Annotated in this window: 18 protein-coding genes and 1 pseudogene; 15 read left to right on the forward strand and 4 right to left on the reverse strand. The window is 70.6% G+C overall.

Features of this window, described 5'->3' with window-relative positions:
• The first annotated feature begins 63 nt into the window (after window positions 1-63).
• Window positions 64-747: a TetR/AcrR family transcriptional regulator gene (locus BLW32_RS24740; RefSeq protein ID WP_068741351.1), complete on the forward strand. Its 684-nt coding sequence runs from the start codon at window positions 64-66 to the stop codon at window positions 745-747.
• Here BLW32_RS24740 and BLW32_RS24745 read toward each other — a convergent pair.
• The 3 genes from BLW32_RS24745 to BLW32_RS24755 are packed head-to-tail and all read right to left on the reverse strand — an operon-like array spanning window position 707 to window position 3,055.
• On the reverse strand, window positions 707-1,393 hold the full coding sequence (locus BLW32_RS24745) for a nuclear transport factor 2 family protein (protein WP_068741350.1): 687 nt from the start codon (window positions 1,391-1,393) through the stop codon (window positions 707-709). The two genes, BLW32_RS24740 and BLW32_RS24745, sit on opposite strands and share 41 nt — an antisense overlap.
• Window positions 1,394-2,155, reverse strand: coding sequence for a glucose 1-dehydrogenase (locus tag BLW32_RS24750; RefSeq protein ID WP_068741349.1), 762 nt, complete (start codon window positions 2,153-2,155; stop codon window positions 1,394-1,396). It abuts the gene before it with no gap.
• Window positions 2,156-2,164: 9 nt separating this feature from the next.
• Window positions 2,165-3,055 carry a 3-oxoacyl-ACP reductase gene (locus BLW32_RS24755; protein ID WP_068741348.1) on the reverse strand — a complete coding sequence of 297 codons (891 nt, stop codon included), beginning with the start codon at window positions 3,053-3,055 and terminating at the stop codon, window positions 2,165-2,167.
• A gap of 120 nt (window positions 3,056-3,175) precedes the next feature.
• Here BLW32_RS24755 and BLW32_RS24760 point away from each other — a divergent pair, with 120 nt between their 5' ends.
• From BLW32_RS24760 to BLW32_RS24775, 4 genes are read left to right on the forward strand one after another with little or no spacing between them, the layout of a single operon-like run.
• On the forward strand, window positions 3,176-4,357 hold the full coding sequence (locus BLW32_RS24760; protein WP_068741347.1) for an acyl-CoA dehydrogenase family protein: 1,182 nt from the start codon (window positions 3,176-3,178) through the stop codon (window positions 4,355-4,357).
• A 15-nt stretch (window positions 4,358-4,372) separates the two neighbouring features.
• On the forward strand, window positions 4,373-5,455 hold the full coding sequence (locus BLW32_RS24765; protein WP_068741346.1) for an acyl-CoA dehydrogenase family protein: 1,083 nt from the start codon (window positions 4,373-4,375) through the stop codon (window positions 5,453-5,455).
• Window positions 5,452-7,095: a GMC family oxidoreductase gene (locus BLW32_RS24770; RefSeq protein WP_068741345.1), complete on the forward strand. Its 1,644-nt coding sequence runs from the start codon at window positions 5,452-5,454 to the stop codon at window positions 7,093-7,095. Before BLW32_RS24765 ends, BLW32_RS24770 begins: the two co-directional genes overlap by 4 nt.
• Before the next feature lies 1 nt (window position 7,096).
• Entirely contained in the window at window positions 7,097-8,647 is a 1,551-nt protein-coding gene (locus tag BLW32_RS24775; protein WP_068741344.1) for an AMP-binding protein, read from the forward strand.
• Here the strand turns inward: BLW32_RS24775 and BLW32_RS24780 are convergent.
• A pseudogene (locus BLW32_RS24780) lies at window positions 8,633-9,508 on the reverse strand (ATP-dependent DNA ligase); the annotation flags it as partial. The gene BLW32_RS24775 and the pseudogene BLW32_RS24780 sit on opposite strands and share 15 nt — an antisense overlap.
• 33 nt (window positions 9,509-9,541) lie before the next feature.
• Between BLW32_RS24780 and BLW32_RS24785 the strand changes: the two are divergent.
• The 10 genes from BLW32_RS24785 (at window position 9,542) to BLW32_RS24820 (ending at window position 16,922) form a co-directional block, all read left to right on the forward strand.
• Window positions 9,542-10,933: a recombinase family protein gene (locus tag BLW32_RS24785; protein WP_068741343.1), complete on the forward strand. Its 1,392-nt coding sequence runs from the start codon at window positions 9,542-9,544 to the stop codon at window positions 10,931-10,933.
• A gap of 219 nt (window positions 10,934-11,152) precedes the next feature.
• Entirely contained in the window at window positions 11,153-11,374 is a 222-nt protein-coding gene (locus tag BLW32_RS24790) for a helix-turn-helix domain-containing protein (protein ID WP_074850831.1), read from the forward strand.
• Entirely contained in the window at window positions 11,371-11,514 is a 144-nt protein-coding gene (locus tag BLW32_RS27840) for a hypothetical protein (protein ID WP_156486400.1), read from the forward strand. Before BLW32_RS24790 ends, BLW32_RS27840 begins: the two co-directional genes overlap by 4 nt.
• Complete coding sequence (locus BLW32_RS24795) at window positions 11,511-11,795, forward strand: hypothetical protein (protein ID WP_068741342.1); 285 nt, start codon at window positions 11,511-11,513, stop codon at window positions 11,793-11,795. The genes BLW32_RS27840 and BLW32_RS24795 overlap by 4 nt, the downstream gene beginning before the upstream one ends.
• A gap of 68 nt (window positions 11,796-11,863) precedes the next feature.
• Complete coding sequence (locus BLW32_RS27845; protein ID WP_156486399.1) at window positions 11,864-12,028, forward strand: hypothetical protein; 165 nt, start codon at window positions 11,864-11,866, stop codon at window positions 12,026-12,028.
• A gap of 26 nt (window positions 12,029-12,054) precedes the next feature.
• Entirely contained in the window at window positions 12,055-12,969 is a 915-nt protein-coding gene (locus BLW32_RS24800) for a hypothetical protein (protein WP_068741341.1), read from the forward strand.
• A gap of 25 nt (window positions 12,970-12,994) precedes the next feature.
• Complete coding sequence (locus BLW32_RS24805; RefSeq protein WP_068741340.1) at window positions 12,995-13,303, forward strand: hypothetical protein; 309 nt, start codon at window positions 12,995-12,997, stop codon at window positions 13,301-13,303.
• A gap of 47 nt (window positions 13,304-13,350) precedes the next feature.
• Window positions 13,351-13,497, forward strand: a complete 147-nt coding sequence (locus BLW32_RS24810) for a hypothetical protein (RefSeq protein ID WP_170181021.1) — start codon at window positions 13,351-13,353, stop codon at window positions 13,495-13,497.
• 159 nt (window positions 13,498-13,656) lie between these two features.
• Window positions 13,657-16,518: a bifunctional DNA primase/polymerase gene (locus BLW32_RS24815; RefSeq protein ID WP_082791350.1), complete on the forward strand. Its 2,862-nt coding sequence runs from the start codon at window positions 13,657-13,659 to the stop codon at window positions 16,516-16,518.
• 11 nt (window positions 16,519-16,529) lie between these two features.
• Entirely contained in the window at window positions 16,530-16,922 is a 393-nt protein-coding gene (locus BLW32_RS24820) for a hypothetical protein (protein WP_068741337.1), read from the forward strand.
• Window positions 16,923-17,812: the final 890 nt, after the last annotated feature.

Genomic DNA, 17,812 nt, shown 5'->3' on the forward strand with positions numbered 1-17,812 from the left:
GTCATGTCCGGGACAACCGTCGGCCATCCCGTGCGGCTTCCGCCCGCCGATAAACTGAGAGACATGAACGCCGATCGGTCTCATCTCGCCGGGAGCGATCGCATCCTGCGGACCGACGCCCGGCGCAACCGGGAGCGCATCGTGCGCGCCGCCCGCGAGGTGTTCACGGCCCGCGGCATCGACGCCCCGCTCGCCGCGGTCGCGCGGCGCGCCGGAGTCGGCGTCGCGACCCTGCACCGCAGGTTCCCCACGCGCGACCACCTCGTGGCAGAGGCCTTCGGTGAGCAGTTCGGCGCCTGTACGCACGCGCTCGAGAAGGCGATCGACGATCCCGACCCGTGGCGCGGCCTGAGCGCTCTGGTGCACACGGTCTTCGCGCTGCAGGCCGGCGATCGGGGATTCACGCAGGCCTTCCTCGATCGCCATCCCCACACCGCGGGCTCCTCGAAGCTCGACGAGGCCGAGCGCGCCCTGAGAGCGCTCGTCGACCGATGCCGCGACGCAGGAGTGGTGCGACGGGACGTCACCGCGGCCGACGTCACCCTCGCGTTCCTGGCGAACGCCGGTCTCGTGGCCCGGGGCTCCGTACCTCGGTCCGCCTCCGCGCGCTTGGCCGGGCAACTCCTGCGCGCTTTCGCCGTCTCCGACGACTCGCCGCTACCGCCGCCCCCGTCCCTTCCCCTGCGCCCGCTGCTGAGCGAGACGGTCAGAAGTGCAGGGCCAGATCCGGTTCTCCGGCGCCGGTGAAGTCGACGACGGCGAGGCCGCGGCGGTCGCCGTCGTAGACGGTGGCCGTCACGGTCCGGCCCGAGGCGAGGACCTTCCCCAGCTGCAGGCCGCGCAGGTGCAACAGGTCGGCGGCGCGGCGGCGGCCTGCGGCGCCGACGCCGCGCACCCCGCCGAGGAAGCCGATCGCTGCGCGGGCACCGAGGGTGCGGAACAGCCGCGGCCCGAGAAGAGTCCCTGCGGCGAGCCCACGCGGGCCGGCGAGCAGCAGCGCCGCGATCATGCCGCGCAGCTCCCAATGCGCGTACAGGCCGGTGATGGCGGCGCCGTCGGGACCGTCGGTCACGTTGTACCGCAGGTGCATCGGGATGTGCAGCGTGACGCCGGTGCTCATCGTCGTGTGCACCGTGAGGTCGCGGATCATGAGGCCGGTGCCCTCGCCCGGGACGATCAGGTCGTGCTCCACCTCGAAGACGATCCGGTTGGGCGCGATGAACATGTCGTAGAACCGCGCGATCGCGGCCGGGTCCGTCTGCGGCGGCGGTCCCACCGGGTCGTGGACGGCACCATCGCGGGCGAACAGCGCTGTCCAGGCGTCCTTGTCGTGCGCGGCTACCGCGGCGGGGGACGCCTCCACCACCCGCCGGATCGCTTCCGTGCCGGGCATCTACAGCTTCAGCGCGTGCGTCGCGGTGGCGCCGCCGTCGGCCACGAACTCGGCGCCGGTGCTGTAGCTCGCCTCATCGGACGCGACGAAGAGCACCAGTGCCGCGATCTCGTCGGCGCTGCCCTGCCGCCCGATCGGCAGGCGTTGCTTGAGCCAGTCGGTGGGCGGCTCGTTCCCGCCGAGTGCATCCGCCACCATCGCGGTGTCGATCATGCCCGGGTGCACCGAGTTGACGCGGATGCCGTACTGCCCCAGCTCCATCGCCGCGGACTTGGTCATCCCGCGGATGGCGAACTTACTGGCGGTGTAGGCGGTCAGGTACGGCATGCCGCCCAGGCCCTCCACGGAGGAGGTGTTGACGATCGACCCGCCGCCCGCGGCCTTCATCGGCTCGACCACGGCGCGCATGCCGAGGAAGCAGCCGAACTGGTTGATCCGGATCACCCGCTCGTAGTCGGCGAGGGCGGTCTGCTCGAGCGCCGAGAAGAAGAGCACGCCCGCGTTGTTGACGAGGACGTCGAGCCCTCCGAAACCGTCCTGCACCGCGGCGACCGCGGCGGCCCAGTCGTCCTCGCTCGTCACGTCGAGGTGCCGGTACACCGCGGCGTCCCCGAGCTCGGCGGCGAGCGCCTCGCCCTGCTCGTCGAGGACGTCGCCGAGCAGCACCTGCGCGCCCTCCGCGACGAAGCGCCGCGCGACCGCGGCGCCCTGCCCGCGTGCGGCGCCCGTGACCAGCGCCCGCTTCCCCTGCAGTCGTGCCATGCGAAACTCCTAGCCTTCCAACTGTGCTGCGACGAACATGCGGTCGTCGCGGTCCGCGAAGTAGCCCCCAACAGCGGAGGCGAGGCCGGCCTCGTCCCACTGGCCGCCGTCGGCGTCGAAGCGGGCCTCCAGGCTCGGCGGCGCCATCAGCGCGACCATGCCGCCGTGCACCACGAAGACCTGCCCGTTCACGCGTTCGGCCTCGGGCCCCGCGAGGAACCGCACGAAGCGCGCGACGTGGTCGACGGACAGCGGGTCGACGGCACCATCGGGGGCGTCGCCGAAGACGCCCTCCGTCATGGCGGTCCGGGCGCGGGGGCAGATGGCGTTGGCGCGGACGCCGTACCGGCCGAGGCCGCGTGCGGTGGCGATGGTGAGCGCGGCGATGCCGGCCTTCGCGGCGGCGTAGTTGGGCTGCCCGACGGAGCCGAACAGGAACGCCTCCGACGAGGTGTTGATCACGCGGCCGTAGACCTCGCCGCCCGACGCCTTCGCCGCGTCGCGCCAGTACGCCGACGCATTGCGGGAGAGCAGGAAGTGCCCGCGCAGGTGCACCCGCACGACCGAGTCGAACTCCTCATCGGTCATCGAGAAGATCATCTTGTCGCGGCAGAAGCCCGCGTTGTTGACCACGATGTGCAGCCCGCCCAGGCCGTCGGCGGCGGCCATCAGCGCGTCGGCCGTCTCCCGGTCGCCCGAGTCACCGAGCACGAGCTCGGCGCGGCCCCCGTCGGACCGGATCTGCGCGACGACCTCCTCGGCCGCCGGCGAGACGTCGCCCACGACCACGGCGGCGCCGCCACGGGCGAGCGCCAGCGCCTCGGCGCGACCCAGGCCGGCCCCCGCACCGGTCACGATCGCCACCTTGCCGTCCAGGTTCGCCACCTCTGCCTGCGTCATGTGCCACCCTTCGATGTAAGAACCTGTTCACTGCGGAGCATGCGCTCCCTCTCCACAGGAAAATACTGCCGAGAGCGCGGTTTCGTTCCACTTTTCTAGAACTTGTTCTACAGTGACGCCATGCGGATCGACTATGCGCCGGAACAGCAGGAGCTGCGCGCCGAGCTGCGCGCGTACTTCGCCCAGCTGATGACGCCCGAGCGCCGCGAGGCGCTCCTCGGGCCGGGCGGCGAGTACGGCGACGGGGAGGTCTACAAGGAGATCACCCGCACCCTCGGCAAGGACGGGTGGCTCGCCATCGGCTGGCCCGAGGAGTTCGGCGGCCAGGCCCGGCCCATGCTCGACCAGCTGATCTTCACCGACGAGGCCGCCGTCGCCGGCGTGCCCGTGCCGTTCCTCACGGTGAACACCGTGGGCCCCGCCATCATGGCCGGCGGCACCGCGGAGCAGAAGGCCGAGCTCCTGCCCGGCATCGCCGCCGGCGAGACCCACTTCTCCATCGGCTACTCCGAGCCGGAGGCCGGCACCGACCTCGCCGCGCTCCGCACGCGCGCGGTCCGCGACGGTGACGACTTCGTCATCAACGGCCAGAAGATGTGGACCTCGCTCATCGAGTACGCGGACTACATCTGGCTCGCGGCGCGGACCGATCTCGAGGCGCAGCGGCACCGCGGGGTCTCGATCCTCGTCGTGCCCACCGACGTCGAGGGATTCTCCTGGACGAAGGTGCACACCGTCGCCGGCCCCGGCACCTCCGCCACCTATTACCAGGACGTCCGGGTGCCGGTCACCTCGGTCGTCGGCGATCTGCACGGCGGCTGGAAGCTCATCACCAACCAGCTCAACCACGAGCGCGTCGCCCTCACCTCCGCAGCGCCCCTGCTCGATTCGGAACGGCAGGTGCGGCACTGGGCGCAGAACACGAAGCTGGCCGACGGGACGCGCGTGATCGACGCCGAATGGGTGCAGACCCACCTCGCCCGCGTCTACGCACACGCCCAGTACCTCAAGCTGCGGAACTGGAAGATCGCCTGGGCGGCCGACCACAGCGAGCTCGGCCCCGCCGACGCCTCCGCCACCAAGGTCTTCGGCACCGAGTACGCCACCGAGGGGTACCGGCTGCTGATGGAGGTGCTCGGCAGCGCGGGCATCGTCCGCGCGAAGTCGCCGGGCACGCTGCTGCGGGGCCGGATCGAGCGGCTCCACCGCAGCTCGCTGATCCTCACCTTCGGCGGCGGCACCAACGAGATCCAGCGCGACCTGATCGCGGGTGCGGGACTGCACCTGCCCGTGAGCCGCTGAGCGAAGGAGGCACCCATGGACTTCACCGTTCCCGAGGCACAGACCGACCTCGCGGCCCTCACCCGGCGCATCGCCGAGGACTGGTCCGCCAAGAATCCCAGCCCCGGCGATTCAGGCTTCTCCCGCGAGCTGTGGGCCGTGCTCGCCCGGTCCGGCGTCCTCGATGCCGCGCTGCCCGCGTCGGTCGGCGGCGGCGATCTCGGCGTCACCGCGCACACCGCGGTGCTCGCCGAGCTCGGACGCACCGTCGCCCCCGCGCCGTACCTCGACACGGTCCTCGTCGGCGCCGAGACCCTCGCCGCGTACGGCACGCCCGAGCAGATCGAGACGTGGCTCGTCCCCGTCCTGCGGGGCGAGGACACCATCGCGGTCGTCTTCGGCGACGAGCACACCGGTTTCACCGCGACGAACTCCACCGACGGGTGGCGGCTCAACGGCGCCCAGACCGCGGTCTCGTCCGCCGCCTTCGCCGATACCCTGCTCATCGAGGCGACCACGCCGGAGGGACCCGCGCTGTTCGTGCTCCCCCGAGACGCCAAGGGCATCAGCATCACCCGGCAGCACGTGGTGAACAGCTCCGACGCCGCGCTCGTGGAGGCCGCCGCCGTACCGCTGCCGCGCGAAGCCCGGCTCGCGGGCGACGGCGCTCCTGCCCGCGCGCGCCGCCTCGCGACCATCGGCTGGTGCGCCCTGCAGGCCGGCATCACCGAGCGGGCCCTGGAAATGACCGCCGACTACGCCCGCACCCGCGAGCAGTTCGGCAAGCAGATCGGCAGCTTCCAGGCCGTGCGGCAGCGTCTCGCCGACGCCTACATCGATGTCGAGGCCGTCCGCCTCACCGTGCTCGAGGCGGCCTGGCGCGAGTCCGAGGGACTCGATGCAGTCGCCGAGATCGCCACCGCCAAGTTCTGGGCCGCCGAGGCCGGACACCGGGTGGCGCACACCACCGTCCACGTGCACGGCGGCGTCGGCATCGACACCGATCACCCCACCCATCGCTATTTCGTGGCGGCCAAGCGCGCGGAGTTCGCGCTCGGCGGCGCGACGGCCCATCTCCGCGCCCTCGGCGCGACCCTCGCCGGAAGGAACCCCGCATGATCCGCAAGTCGTACAAGACCGCGACCACCGCGCTCGCGCCGAACGAGGCCGTCGATTACATCGTCATCGGTTCCGGCAGCGCCGGCTCGGTGGTGGCCGGCCGGCTGGCCGACACCGGTGCCACCGTCGCGCTGCTCGAGGCCGGCCGCAACGACAACACCCGGCTCGCCCAGGTACCGGGGATGATCTCGATGGTGCACACGGTGCCGCAGCTCAAGGCCCGGGTCGCATGGAAGCAGTACTCGGTCCCGCAGAAGTTCGCCAACGATCGCCGGATCCCGATGACGCGCGGCAAGATCCTCGGCGGCTCGAGTTCGATCAACGGCATGCTCTTCGTGCGCGGCAACCGCGCGAACTACGACTCGTGGGCCGCCGAGGGTGCGACCGGATGGGACTACGAGGGCGTCCTCCCGGCATTCAAGCGGCTCGAGAACTGGGAGGACGGCGCGACCGACCTCCGCGGTACCGGCGGCCCCATCGAGGTCACGCGCCAGCAACACCTCACGGCGGCGACCCGGTCGTACATGCAGGCCCTCTCCTCCGCGCTGGACACACCGGTCATCGAGGACTACAACGGCCCCTCCCAGGAGGGCGTCAGCGTCTTCCAGCAGAGTGCCTCGGGCGGAACGCGGTTCAGCTCCGCGCACGGCTACCTCCGCGGCGCGCGGCCGAACCTGCGCGTGCACGTGAACGCGCACGTCAAGCGGGTCGTGATCGAGAACGGTTGCGCCACGGGCGTCGAGGTGCTCGACGGGAACTCCGTCACCACCATCCGCGCGCATCGCGAGGTCATCGTCTCCGGCGGCGTCATCGGCACCCCGCAGATCCTCATGCTGTCCGGCATCGGGCCGGGCGCCCACTTGCGGGAGAAGGGGATCGACGTCCACGCAGACCTCCCCGTGGGGCAGAACCTGCACGATCACCTCTTCGTCCCGCTGACCTTCCTGATGAAGGACGCGGTGCACAAGGGCACTCCCGCCTACTTCGCGAAGGGCCTGGCGCAGGAGTGGCGCAGTCCCGGTGAGAGTTTCATGGCGAACACGGTTTTCGACGCCGCCGCCTTCGTGCGCACGTCCTACGCGAAGGACATCCCCGACCTGCAGATCCACTGCCTGCCGTGGAACTACCCGACGCCCAACCAGGACGCCGACAAGCTGCACATGGTGGACCCCCGCCCGGGCCTGACGATCCTGCCCACGCTGATCTACCCGCAGAGCCGCGGCGAGCTGCGCCTCAATTCGGCGGATCCGTTGGAGCAGCCACTGATCGACCCCGGCTACCTCTCCGATCCGCAGGACACCGAGGTACTCATGGAGGGCATCGGCATGATCCGCGAGGTCATGCGCCACCCGTCGGTCGCACCGATGGTCAGCGAGGAGTTCACCCCCGGCGCCGCCTACATGGACGACGCCGCGCTGCGCCGCGAGCTCCCGAACCGCGTGCACTCGGTGTACCACCCGGTGGGCACCTGCCGGATGGGCACCGACGAGCGCGCCGTCGTCGACCCGGAGCTCAAGGTCATCGGCGTCGAGGGTCTGCGCGTCGCGGATGCCTCGATCATGCCGTCGATCACGGGCGGCAACACCAACGCGCCGTCGTACATGATCGGCGAGATGTGCGCGCGGTTCCTCGGCGCCTGATATGACGGCTCCGCTCCCGACGGTCGCCGACCTGCTCCGCGCCCGCGCCGACGATCCCGGTGCGGGCCTGCGGGCCGGCGACCGGACGTGGAGCTGGGCGGAGCACGTCGCGGCGTCCGCGGTCCGCGCATCCGTCCTGCGGGAGCTCCTCCCCGACGGCGCGCCGCCGCACGTCGGCGTGCTCGCCGACAACGTCCCCGAGTTCTCACTGCTGCTCGGCGCCGCGGCGCTCTCGGGGGCGGTCGTCGTGGGGCTCAATCCCACCCGCCGCGGCGAGGCCCTCGCCCGGGACGCCGCGCTCGCCGACTGCGGCGTCGTGCTCACGCAGGGCGGGCACGCGGCGCTCGTCGACCGGCTCGACCTCGGCGTACCCGTGATCGACCTCGACGGTCCGCGGTGGGCCGCGCTCCTCGGCGCACACGCGGGCGCCCCGCTCCCGAGTGCCGAGGTGACCGCGGACAGCCTGCTCGCCCTCGTCTTCACCTCCGGCACCAGCGGCGAACCGAAGGCCGTGCGGGCCACGCACGGCAAGTTCACCGGCGCGGGAATCATGCTGGCGCAGCGGTTCGACCTCAGCGGCGCCGACACCGCGTACATCGCGATGCCCCTCTTCCACTCGAACGCGCTGCTCGCGGGCTGGGCGGTGGCGCTCGCCGCCGGGGCGACGATCGCTCTCGCCGAACGCTTCTCGGCCTCACGCTTCCTCGGTGACGTGCGGCGGTACGGCGCCACCTACGCGAACTACGTGGGCACGCCCCTGTCGTACATCCTCGCCACCGAGGAACGCCCGGACGACGCCGACAATCCCCTGCGCGTCCTGTACGGCAACGAGGGCCGCGCCGACGACATCGCCGCCTTCTCCCGGCGCTTCGGCTGCCACGTCCAGGACGGCTACGGCTCGTCGGAGAACGGCGTCGCCATCGCCCGCACCCCGGACACCCCGTCCGGCGCGCTCGGGCCCCTGCCCGATGGTGTCGCCGTCTGGAGGCCCGGCACGGCGATCGAGTGCCCGCGTGCCGAGACCGCCCCGGACGGCACCCTGCTCAACGCCGACGAGGCGATCGGCGAGCTGGTGAACACCGCCGGCACCGGCGGATTCTCCGGCTACTACAACGATCCCGCCGCCGACGCCGCGCGCGCGGACGGCGGCGTCTACCGCACGGGCGACCTGGCGTACGTCGACGACGCGGGTTACGTCCACTTCGCCGGCCGCACCGGCGACTGGATGCGGGTGGGCGGGGAGAACCTGGGCGTCGCACCGATCGAGCGGGCGCTGCTGCGCCATCCCGCCGTCGCGGACGCGGCGGTCTACGGGTTGCCGGATCGCGTCGGCGATCAGGTGGCGGCGGCGCTCGTCCTCGCGCCCGGCGCGGAGCTCGACCCCGCGGAGCTCGCCGCCTTCCTGCGCGCGCAGCCGGATCTCGGCCCACGACAGCACCCGCGCCGCTGGCGGATCGTGGACGAGCTCCCGCGCACCCCGTCGTTCAAGGTGCTCCGCCGCGCCCTCGTCGCGGACGGGATCGACGTCACCGCACCGCTACCCGGGCAGTAGCGCCCGCACCGCGTCGATCGTGTCCGCCTCGGCGGCGGTCTTGTCCGGCCGGTAGCGCAGCACGCGGGCGAAGCGCAGGGCGACGCCGCCGGGGTACCGGCGCGAGACCTGCACCCCGTCGAGCTCGATCTCGACCACGATCTCGGGCCGCAGGTACACGGTGTGCTCGTCGCGGGCTCGCTCGTGCAGCGGGAACTCCTCGGTCTGCCAGCGCAGCAGCGCGTCGGTGAGCCCCTTGAAGGTCTTGCCCACCATGACGGGATCGCCGCCGTCCGGGTCGTGGGCGCCGAGGTGCAGGTTCGACAGCATCCCGGTGCGCCGGCCGTAGCCCCACTCCGCGCCCAGCACCACCAGGTCGAGCGTGTGGGTCTGCTTGACCTTCTGCCACGCGCGGCCGCGGCGGCCCGCGGCGTAAGGCGAGGCGAGCGCCTTGACCATGACGCCCTCGTGCCCCGCGGCGAGGGCGGCCTCGTAGTGGGCGGCGGCCTCGTCCGGGGCGGGCCGGGCCAGCGCGGGGATGCGCAGCCCGCCCGCCACCGACTGCAACGCGTCGAGCCGGACCGACAGCGGCTCGTCCAGCAGGTCGCGGCCGTCGAGATGCAGGCAGTCGAAGAAGTACGGCCGCAGCACCGTCTCGCCGGACTCCGACGATCCGAACCGGCTCATCGTCTCCTGGAAGGGCCGCGGCCGGCCGGCATCGGTCAGGGCCAGCGACTCCCCGTCGAGCACGACGGACCGGCACGGGAGTTCCCGCGCCAGCGCGACGATCTCGGGCACGGCGTCGGTGATGTCGCGGAGCGTGCGGGTGTAGACGCGCACCTCGTCGCCGAGCCGGTGGACCTGGATCCGGGCGCCAGCCAATAGTTGGTCATGACTCATGTAGTATTTGGCGCCATGACCAGCGCCAACGCCATCATCTACGCCCGCATCTCGAAGGACCGCACAGGCGCGGGGCTCGGCGTCGAGCGCCAGGCCGAGGACTGCCGCGCCCTCGCCGAGCGGCTCGGCTGGACCGTGCTGCGCGTCGAATCCGACAACGACATCAGCGCGTACTCAGGCAAGCGGCGCCCCGGCTATGAGCGGACCCTCGCCGCACTGGAGTCCGGCGAAGCGTCGGCGGTTATCGCGTGGCACAGCGACCGGTTGCACCGGCGCAATACGGAGCTGGAGCCGTTTCTCGACATCGTCGAGCGCACCGGCGCGCAGGTGGCGACGGTGCAATCCGGCCCCGTGGACCTCGCGTCACCGTCGGGCCGGATGACCGCCCGGATTCTTGGCGCCGTCGCGCAGCAGGAGGTCGAGCACACGACGGCCCGGATCAAGGCCCAGAAGGCGCAGACGGCCGCAGCGGGCGGGTACCGGGGCGGGATGCGCCCGTTCGGCTACGAGCGCGACGGGATGACGATCCGCGAGCACGAAGCGGCGATCATCCGCCGCGCCATCGCCGACGTGACGGCGGGCAAGACGATCAGCGCCGTACGGCGGGAGCTCAACGCCGCCGAGATCCGCACCTCCAGCGGGCGCGAGTGGTCGCTCCCGGGCGTGCGGAACGTGCTCACGCGGTGGCGCAACGCGGGCAAGGTCGAGCGCGAGGGCGAGCCGGTCGCGGATGCGCAGTGGCCCGCGATCGTGACCGTGGACGAGCTGCTCGCCGTGCGGGCCGTGCTCGCCAACCCCGCGCGGCGGGTGAGCCCCGGGAATCAGCGACGGTGGCAGGGCGCGGGCGTCTACATCGACGCGTACACCGGCGACCCGATGGTGTGCACCAAGAGCAGCGGGACCAACCCCACGCCGGTCTACCGTCCCGCTGCCCGCACGGCGGGGTGCGCGTCCGTGGTCGCCGTGGATCTCGACGAGTACGTGAGCGCGGCCGTGTGTGCCCGCCTGGGCCAGCCGGACGCCCGGGAGCTGCTCGCGGCCCCGGAGGTCGATACTCGCGGCCTGAGCGGGCAACGGGAGGCCCTCGACGCCCGTCTCCGGGAGGCGGCGAGCTTGTTCTCGTCCGGCGCGATCACCGGCGCGCAGCTCACCGAGATCACGGCCGACCTGCGCGCCCAGCTCGACACGATCGACGCGCAGCTTGACGCGGCGACGGCAGACCCGGAGTTGGCCGAGTTGCTCCGCGCCGATGACATCCGCGCCGCATGGGACGGCCCCAACGGGTTGCACGTGGACACCCGCGCCCGGCTCATCAAATCCCTTGCGCGGGTGACGGTTCACAAGATGACCGTGAAGGGCGTGAAGCGCACGTTCAAGCCGGAGTGCGTCGACATCGAGTGGCTTTGATCGCCAATTCTGGCATGACTCAACAGATTCCGAGCCCCACGCCGAACAGGCACTTTGTCGCACACTCTGGCACGGAGCAGAACAGTCCGATACAGTTCTTCTTGTCGGTAACGAGCCGACACCATCGGATACCGTGCGGCACAAGCTGAGCGGGACGAACGAGAGTCTGCGGGCCACGCGCCCCGGCTAAGCGGTGGTCTTCTTCCACAGGAGACCGCTATGCCATCACCGCCCACTACCGGGCCCCGCCACCTGCGCGGATTCAGCAACGTCCACGCCTACCTGCGCGACACGCTCGGTATGCCCGTCGGCCTTCGTGCGATCAAGCGGGCCACCCACGAGGGCGAGTTGCCCCACCTGGAGATCGCGGGCCGCCACTACTTCGCCCCGGAGGACATCGACGATTGGGTCGCGTCCCTGAAGGTCCGGGGCGCACGATGACCCGGGACGAGATCCGCGCGGCCGGTGCGAGGGCGGCCGAGGGCGCGCCGCCGCTCTCGCCCGAGCAGCGGGCCCTCATCCGCGCAGCTTTCGCCGCGCGGCCGGTGTGCCAGCCGACCTCACGGAGGGCCGCCGCGTGAGCCACAACCACGACACCGACATCCTTCCTGTCGTCAACCTCACGCCGGTGGGCCTCATCGAGGCCAGCTTCGGCGACCAGGTGATGACGCTGGACACCGAGGCCGCGCGGTCGCTCGCGGTGAACTTGCTCTCCCTCGTCGGCGTGCGGCTCACCGCCGATCCACCGTCCGGCGTGCCGTCGGCGATCGTGTTCCCGGCCCTGCTCGCGCAGGTCGCGGACGCCGCCGGGCAATGGCGAGACCTGCTCGCCGACGAGCCGGGCGCCGCACCGGCCCCGTAACCACCTGATTCACACCCCGCCTCGCCGAGGCGGGCCCGGGGAGGACCAGCCCGAAACGGGAGTCCTCAATGCACCACCACAGCACCACCACCGACGAGATCCACGCGGCCCAGATCCGCGTCCGCATGGCCTGCTGCTGCCGCGAGCAGCCGCACCCGGCCGACGTCGAGTTCCTGAAGGCCCACGGCGCGCTCACCGACGAGCTCGCCGAGATGATCTCGTTCGTCCCCTGAAACACCAGCTAGAGAAGGACATTCACATGACCATGAAGATCACGACCACCCCCGGCACCGGCGGCCCCGTTGACCCGATGGCGCCGCCCGCGAGTCTCGATTACGAGCCCGGCACCATGCCGGAGCACTTCGCGAGCAAGGAGAGCCGCGACCGGAACGCCAGGATCGAGCGGCAGAACCAGGACGCCCGCACCGCGAAGATCGCGCAGGAGACGAACTTCAGCGCGCAGGCCGCGCAGGCCCAACGACCGCCCACGCGCCCGCACCTGAAGGCCGTGGCCTCCGGCCGGGTCGCGGAGCTCTGGGAGCCGATCAGGGCCCGCGAGGTGGGCGCGTTCTCCCGCGTCCGCTCCCGCCTCGACGGGACCCGCGAGGCCGGGCAGACCCGCGAGGCGATCCTCACCGCCGCGCTGGAGAGCGGCCGCAAGAGGGAGGCGATCCCGGAGGATCTCGGCGAGCAGCTCGCGCGGGTCGAGCAGCGGGACGCGCTCACGGAGGCCAACCGCGCGGGCCTCCAGCTCGCGGGGAGCATGGTCGCCGACCGACTCACCCGCCTCGCGCAGGACCAGAAGCGCGACCTGTTCGCCGCCGTGCAGGCTGACCTGCGCGAGGTCGTCGCCCAGGCTCACCAGCTCGCCCGCGCGCTGGAAGGGATCACCGACGCGGAGACCGCGATCCGCCGGGGCGAGTCGGCCGTCATCGCGTGGGGTGCCCGCGAGGGCCTCCGGGAGCGGTTCCTCACCGTCGCGGCGTCCGCCCGGTTCGTGCACCGGGCCTGCGCCGACGGCTTCCAGTACGTGCTGGCCGGTGGCTCCCCCGACCAGCTCGGCAAGGCGGGCCTCGATACGGAGCGGATCTCGTCGACCTGGGAGCTGCTCGATCAGTGGATCGAGGACCTCAACGCCACCGACGCGGCGACGGACTTGCTGGTCGGCCGGTAACACCACTCACAGAACGGAGAAACACATGAGCAACAACGGTTTCGGCAAGTACCTGAGCGGCGAGCAGACCGACGCGCAGCGCCGCGCCACGCCCGGCTACAAGCGCGGCGTGGGCCGGTACCTCGACCCCACCACCACGGCCGCGAACGAGAAGCGGGAACAGCTCGCCCAGCTCCGGCGCCAGCGCATTCGCGAGTCGATCGACGCGGGCACGGTCCGATACGAGGGCGAGGCGTGGGGCAGCAAGAACGGCGCGCCGATCGACCCGCTCACCGGCGACGAGGCCGCGATCGAGAAGGCGTGGCGCGACGAGTTCGGCGGGGATGCCTCGTGATTACCACGGCGACGTGCGCGAGGTGCTTCGCGCCGGTCGGCGGGCGGGTGTGGGTCGAGACCCGGCCCGACGGGGTCGCCCACTGGTCGAGCCGGTGCTCGCGCATCGTCGGCGAGATCGCCGAGGACGTCGTCCTCGCGTTCGTGACGCCCGAGCGGGACGTTCCGATTGGCGTCAATCAGCAAGTGGCGTAACAGTATTCGAGTCTTCGTTCGAAGATTCGATGCTATGGTGACGGTGTCGCGCGGGTAGCTCCGCGAGCACCAACAACGAGAGCCAGCCGTCCCGGCCAGCTACGGCGGCCTTGCCTGGGGAGGCGGGATGGTTGGCTCGACTCACAGAGGCGAAACCGCATGTCAGACCACGAAAACAGCCCCACCGCTGCGAGCGATGAGGCTGAGTCCGAGCTTTTTTTGGCGACCAACAACGGGAAACCCAGTCCCGAGAGTACCACGCGCGCACAGGATGCGGCGAGCATCTATGTCGACCGAGGATGGACCTCGCCGCTTCCGCTTCCGCAGGGCCGCAAGGCGACTCCCCCGGACGACACCACCGGCAATAAGCCGTACCCCACCCGCGAAGGGCTCGGCGCGCTCTGGGCCGACGCGGACGAGCGGGACAACCTCGCGCTGAGGATGCCCGTCGCCGACATCCACGGAGTGCCACACGAGGTCATCGGCGTTGACGTCGACCACTACGACGCGAAGACCGGCGCCGACACCCTCCGCGAGCTCGTGGCGAAGTGGGGGCCGCTGCCCGACACGTACATGTCCACCTCGCGCGACCCCGCGACCGGTAGCGGCATCCGGTTCTTCCTCGTCCCGGCCGGGAAGAAGTGGGTCGGCAAGCCCGGCCCCGACATCGAGATCATCCAGCGGACCCACCGCTACGCCGTCGCGTGGCCGTCGGTCGTGACCTGGGACAAGGGCCCCGTCGAGCCGCCGAGGGTCTATCAGTGGTACGCGCCCGACGGCTCCCCGTGCGATCCGCCGCCCGTCGCCGCCCTCGCGGTGCTGCCCGAGGAGTGGCAGGACGGCCTGCGCAAGGGTGACGCCGTCGCGGCGCTCGACGTGGTCGAGTTCGCCGATGACACGGCCGCGCTGGAGTGGCTGGAGGCCACCGTGCACGGATTCCGCGAGCCGATGACGCCCGTGCTCGACAGCGTGGTGCGCAAGCTCTCCGACAACGTGATCGGCGGCGCGTACGACGCGATGATCCTCGCCGTGCACGAGATCGTGCGTCTCGGCGCGGAGGGCCACGAGGGGACCGGCCTTGCTCTGGAGCAGGCCCGCCGGATCTACTTCGAGGAGGTGCTCGGCGCCAACGACGGGGAGGCCCGGCGCGACACGACGACGGCCGAGGGCGAGTGGCATCGTTCGCTCACAGACGACATCGAGAAGCTCCGCGCGGAGCTGGACAACGGCCTCCGGCAGCTCTCCCCTATCGGCCTCGACGCCCAGAGCTTCGAGGTTGATCCGCGCGTGTTTCTTGACCATCTCCAGACGATCCGCGCTAGGCGGGAGGACCTGATGAACACCGACACCGAGGGCCCCAGCCATGTCGACGGCACCGTCGGGGCGTCCGAGTCCGACCTCGCGGAGATCTTCGCGGACGCCTACAGCGACCGGTTGCGCTGGCTCACCGACACCGAGCAGTGGGCCGAGTACGACGACACCGCGCAGGCGTGGACGCTCGGCGTCCCGCATCCGAGGGTGCGCGCGCTCTGGCACGAGCTGCGCAAGTCCCGGACCCTCACGTGTCTCAGCGGCGACGGCGCCGTGATCCCGGTCCCGGGGTCCCTCGCGACTGCTAAGCACGTCATCGAGTCCGCGCAGGAGAAGGCCGCCCTTGCATCGTCGCTCCGCGATTTCGACAACCTTCCCGAGAACGAGTGGCCTTGCGCGAACGGCATTCTCGACACCGTGACACGCTCCCTTCGCCCGTACACTGCGGCCGACCTGGTGACCAAGCGGTTCGCCGTCGACTTCGTCGCGGGTGCGACAGCGCCGAGCATCGAGGCGTGGATGTCCGGGGCGATGGCGCCGAGGAACGACGACGGCACGCCCGACCTCGCGCGGGGACAGCAGTACGCCCGCTTCGTGCGCCGGTTCCACGTCGCCTCGCAGGTACCGGCGGTGTGCTCGACGGTGCAACGATCGCTCGCGATGCACGGGCCCGCCGGGTCCGGCAAGGGCACCTTTGGCCTTGATCTGCCGCGCGCTGTTTTCGGCCCTGTGCTCGTGGTCGAGATGCAGCGCGGCTACTTCGAGAAGAAGAGTGCCGCCGGGAAGCACCGGGGCAACCTCGCGCACTACATGGAGGGCGCCGGGCTTGCCGTCGTGGACGAGAGCCTGGGACACGACGCGATGGTTGATACCGACTTCTACAAGGGCTTTGTCGGCTCTGCGGAGATGGACGTCGAGCCGAAGGGCGGGAAGCCGCGCAAGGCCCCTCGCCCGCTGGTCACGTTCATGACCAACGACGACGACCTCAATTTCGGCAAGCAGGACTCCGGTGTCCGGAGGCGCGTCGTCGCGGTCGAGCTCCCGTGGGGCTACGACTTCCGGGTCAGTGGGGGCGCAGGCGCGGCCGACGCCGACACGTCCGGCAAGTTCAACGCGCTGTTCGCGAGCGAGGGGCCCGGCGTGCTGAATCTGTACCTCGACGCCCTCGACGAGGTCCGGGCCGGGATGCAGCTTGCCACCCCCGACCCGCTCCAGATTCCCGCTGAGCTGGCAGCGGCAACCGACGAGCTCTGGTCGCATTCGTCGTTCATCGGGCGGGCCCTTGCGCACTTCCGGCCGTTGGGCCCCGACGAGGTCGACGGGCCGATCCTGAGCCTCGCCGGTATCCACGCCTTCGTGCATGATCTCGCGGAGTGCGACGAGACCGGCGGCGCGCGGGCCGTCGGCGTGAAGAACGCGAACCAGCTCCGAGCGCAGATCCTCGCGCACTTCAGCAGGCACAGCGGCGTCCGCATCGACGACGTGCGCGGGAAGATCCCCGGCGGCGGCCGGAGCGTCCACACGCGGGTCTATGGCCTCACGGCCGACGAGGACACCGGCGCCCGACGGATCGAGGCCGACGACGAGCCCACGCGGATCTCGACGGACCACCTGGAGCAGTGGCGCACCGACAACCCCCGCAAGGCCAAGCAGAAGGCCCAGCCCTCGCACAAGATCTTCGTCCCGGCCGTCAACCCCACCGAGAAGTAGGAGAAACCCACATGTCCCTCACCATCGACCGCGATTCCGGACTTGTCGTCGTGTACCTCACGAACGCCGAGAGCAGCACCAAGCCCAGAGTCGTGCAGACGCCAGTGATCGGCTGGGCCCCCAGACGAAACGAGCACGGCGACTTCGCCGGTGCGACCCCGGTCTATTACGACTACGACGAGTGCGAGATCCGGCCCGCTGACTCCCGCTACGTCGAGCACATGCACGTTGTGACGCCGGACCTGGTGGACGCCGCCGAGGCGCAGCTACTGGAGCTTCACGCTGACGTCCACCGGCAGCTCGCGGCGATCTACGACAAGTACGCGGACGACGAGAGCCTCGCGGACGCGGACGCTCGTGCGACCGATCGCCTAGATCGTCGGCTCGGAATCCCCGTGTACTGACCCGCTCGATCCGCAACCCCGTACCGCTCCGGTGCGGGGTTGCTTCGTGTCCGGGGCACAGCACGGGGGCAGGGGTCTGCACGCGCACGAGGACATGAGGCGGCACGGGCACAGGAGGGGTCTGCACACAGGAGGGGCCTATGTGCGGTACGGGTGTAGCCGGGTGCATGTCAGTGTTGGCGTGAATGGTGTGTGAGATAGCAATAGGGGTTAGCGTGAACACGCACATAGGGGTCCCTAATAACCCAGGGGTCTAGAGCTGGTATCACCAGGAACAGGTGAGTGGTGATACCAGATGCCCAACATATCACCGCAGGTCAGAGCGTTATCGGCCCTCGTTTGGTATCAGGTATCAGCTCGACCCCTATTCTCCCCTCAACGCAGGGGTCCAAACGGACATAGTGGACATGAGGGGTTGTGTTGACCATGTCCGATTCCAAGGGATTCCGTAAGAGCGACAAAACAGGTGATACCACTGATACCAAATGTGAGAGTTGACGTTATTTATGCAGTTCAAGAATGGTTTTTGAGTGGTATCACATCCCCGAATCGGTGGTGATACCTGGTATCAGGTGGTGATACCAGCACCAAGAGGGCAGCGCAGAGCCAGCACAAGAGCCCTATGCGCCATCGAGGGCCGCCAGACGGACACGGAGGCGCCGAAGGCGTGCCGATCGCTCAGCGTGGACGTGAGGGCGTGGCAGCACGCACGCCAGCACGGAGGACGACGGACGAGCAGACACTCGGGGGGTGGGCCCCTCCCCCACGGCCACGAGGGAGCCCCCATCGTGCTGTCTGGAATGATTCGTTCACCTAACTAAATCCTTCGATACAGCAAGCCGGAGGGTCGAATACGCCCCTGGCCTGCGGTTTTACCGTCAGCGCCGGAC

Source organism: Tsukamurella tyrosinosolvens (assembly GCF_900104775.1).
Taxonomy (GTDB): domain Bacteria; phylum Actinomycetota; class Actinomycetes; order Mycobacteriales; family Mycobacteriaceae; genus Tsukamurella; species Tsukamurella tyrosinosolvens.

Excerpts from the sequence above, each read along its gene's own strand:
- BLW32_RS24745 (WP_068741350.1), bottom strand. The coding sequence starts at position 1,393 with ATGCCCGGCACGGAAGCGATCCGGCGGGTGGTGGAGGCGTCCCCCGCC.
- BLW32_RS24765 (WP_068741346.1), top strand. The coding sequence starts at position 4,373 with ATGGACTTCACCGTTCCCGAGGCACAGACCGACCTCGCGGCCCTCACC.
- BLW32_RS24800 (WP_068741341.1), top strand. The coding sequence starts at position 12,055 with ATGACCATGAAGATCACGACCACCCCCGGCACCGGCGGCCCCGTTGAC.
- BLW32_RS24740 (WP_068741351.1), top strand. The coding sequence starts at position 64 with ATGAACGCCGATCGGTCTCATCTCGCCGGGAGCGATCGCATCCTGCGG.
- BLW32_RS24785 (WP_068741343.1), top strand. The coding sequence starts at position 9,542 with ATGACCAGCGCCAACGCCATCATCTACGCCCGCATCTCGAAGGACCGC.
- BLW32_RS24775 (WP_068741344.1), top strand. The coding sequence starts at position 7,097 with ATGACGGCTCCGCTCCCGACGGTCGCCGACCTGCTCCGCGCCCGCGCC.
- BLW32_RS24805 (WP_068741340.1), top strand. The coding sequence starts at position 12,995 with ATGAGCAACAACGGTTTCGGCAAGTACCTGAGCGGCGAGCAGACCGAC.
- BLW32_RS27840 (WP_156486400.1), top strand. The coding sequence starts at position 11,371 with ATGACCCGGGACGAGATCCGCGCGGCCGGTGCGAGGGCGGCCGAGGGC.
- BLW32_RS24750 (WP_068741349.1), bottom strand. The coding sequence starts at position 2,155 with ATGGCACGACTGCAGGGGAAGCGGGCGCTGGTCACGGGCGCCGCACGC.
- BLW32_RS24760 (WP_068741347.1), top strand. The coding sequence starts at position 3,176 with ATGCGGATCGACTATGCGCCGGAACAGCAGGAGCTGCGCGCCGAGCTG.
- BLW32_RS27845 (WP_156486399.1), top strand. The coding sequence starts at position 11,864 with ATGCACCACCACAGCACCACCACCGACGAGATCCACGCGGCCCAGATC.
- BLW32_RS24820 (WP_068741337.1), top strand. The coding sequence starts at position 16,530 with ATGTCCCTCACCATCGACCGCGATTCCGGACTTGTCGTCGTGTACCTC.
- BLW32_RS24815 (WP_082791350.1), top strand. The coding sequence starts at position 13,657 with ATGTCAGACCACGAAAACAGCCCCACCGCTGCGAGCGATGAGGCTGAG.
- BLW32_RS24790 (WP_074850831.1), top strand. The coding sequence starts at position 11,153 with ATGCCATCACCGCCCACTACCGGGCCCCGCCACCTGCGCGGATTCAGC.
- BLW32_RS24755 (WP_068741348.1), bottom strand. The coding sequence starts at position 3,055 with ATGACGCAGGCAGAGGTGGCGAACCTGGACGGCAAGGTGGCGATCGTG.
- BLW32_RS24770 (WP_068741345.1), top strand. The coding sequence starts at position 5,452 with ATGATCCGCAAGTCGTACAAGACCGCGACCACCGCGCTCGCGCCGAAC.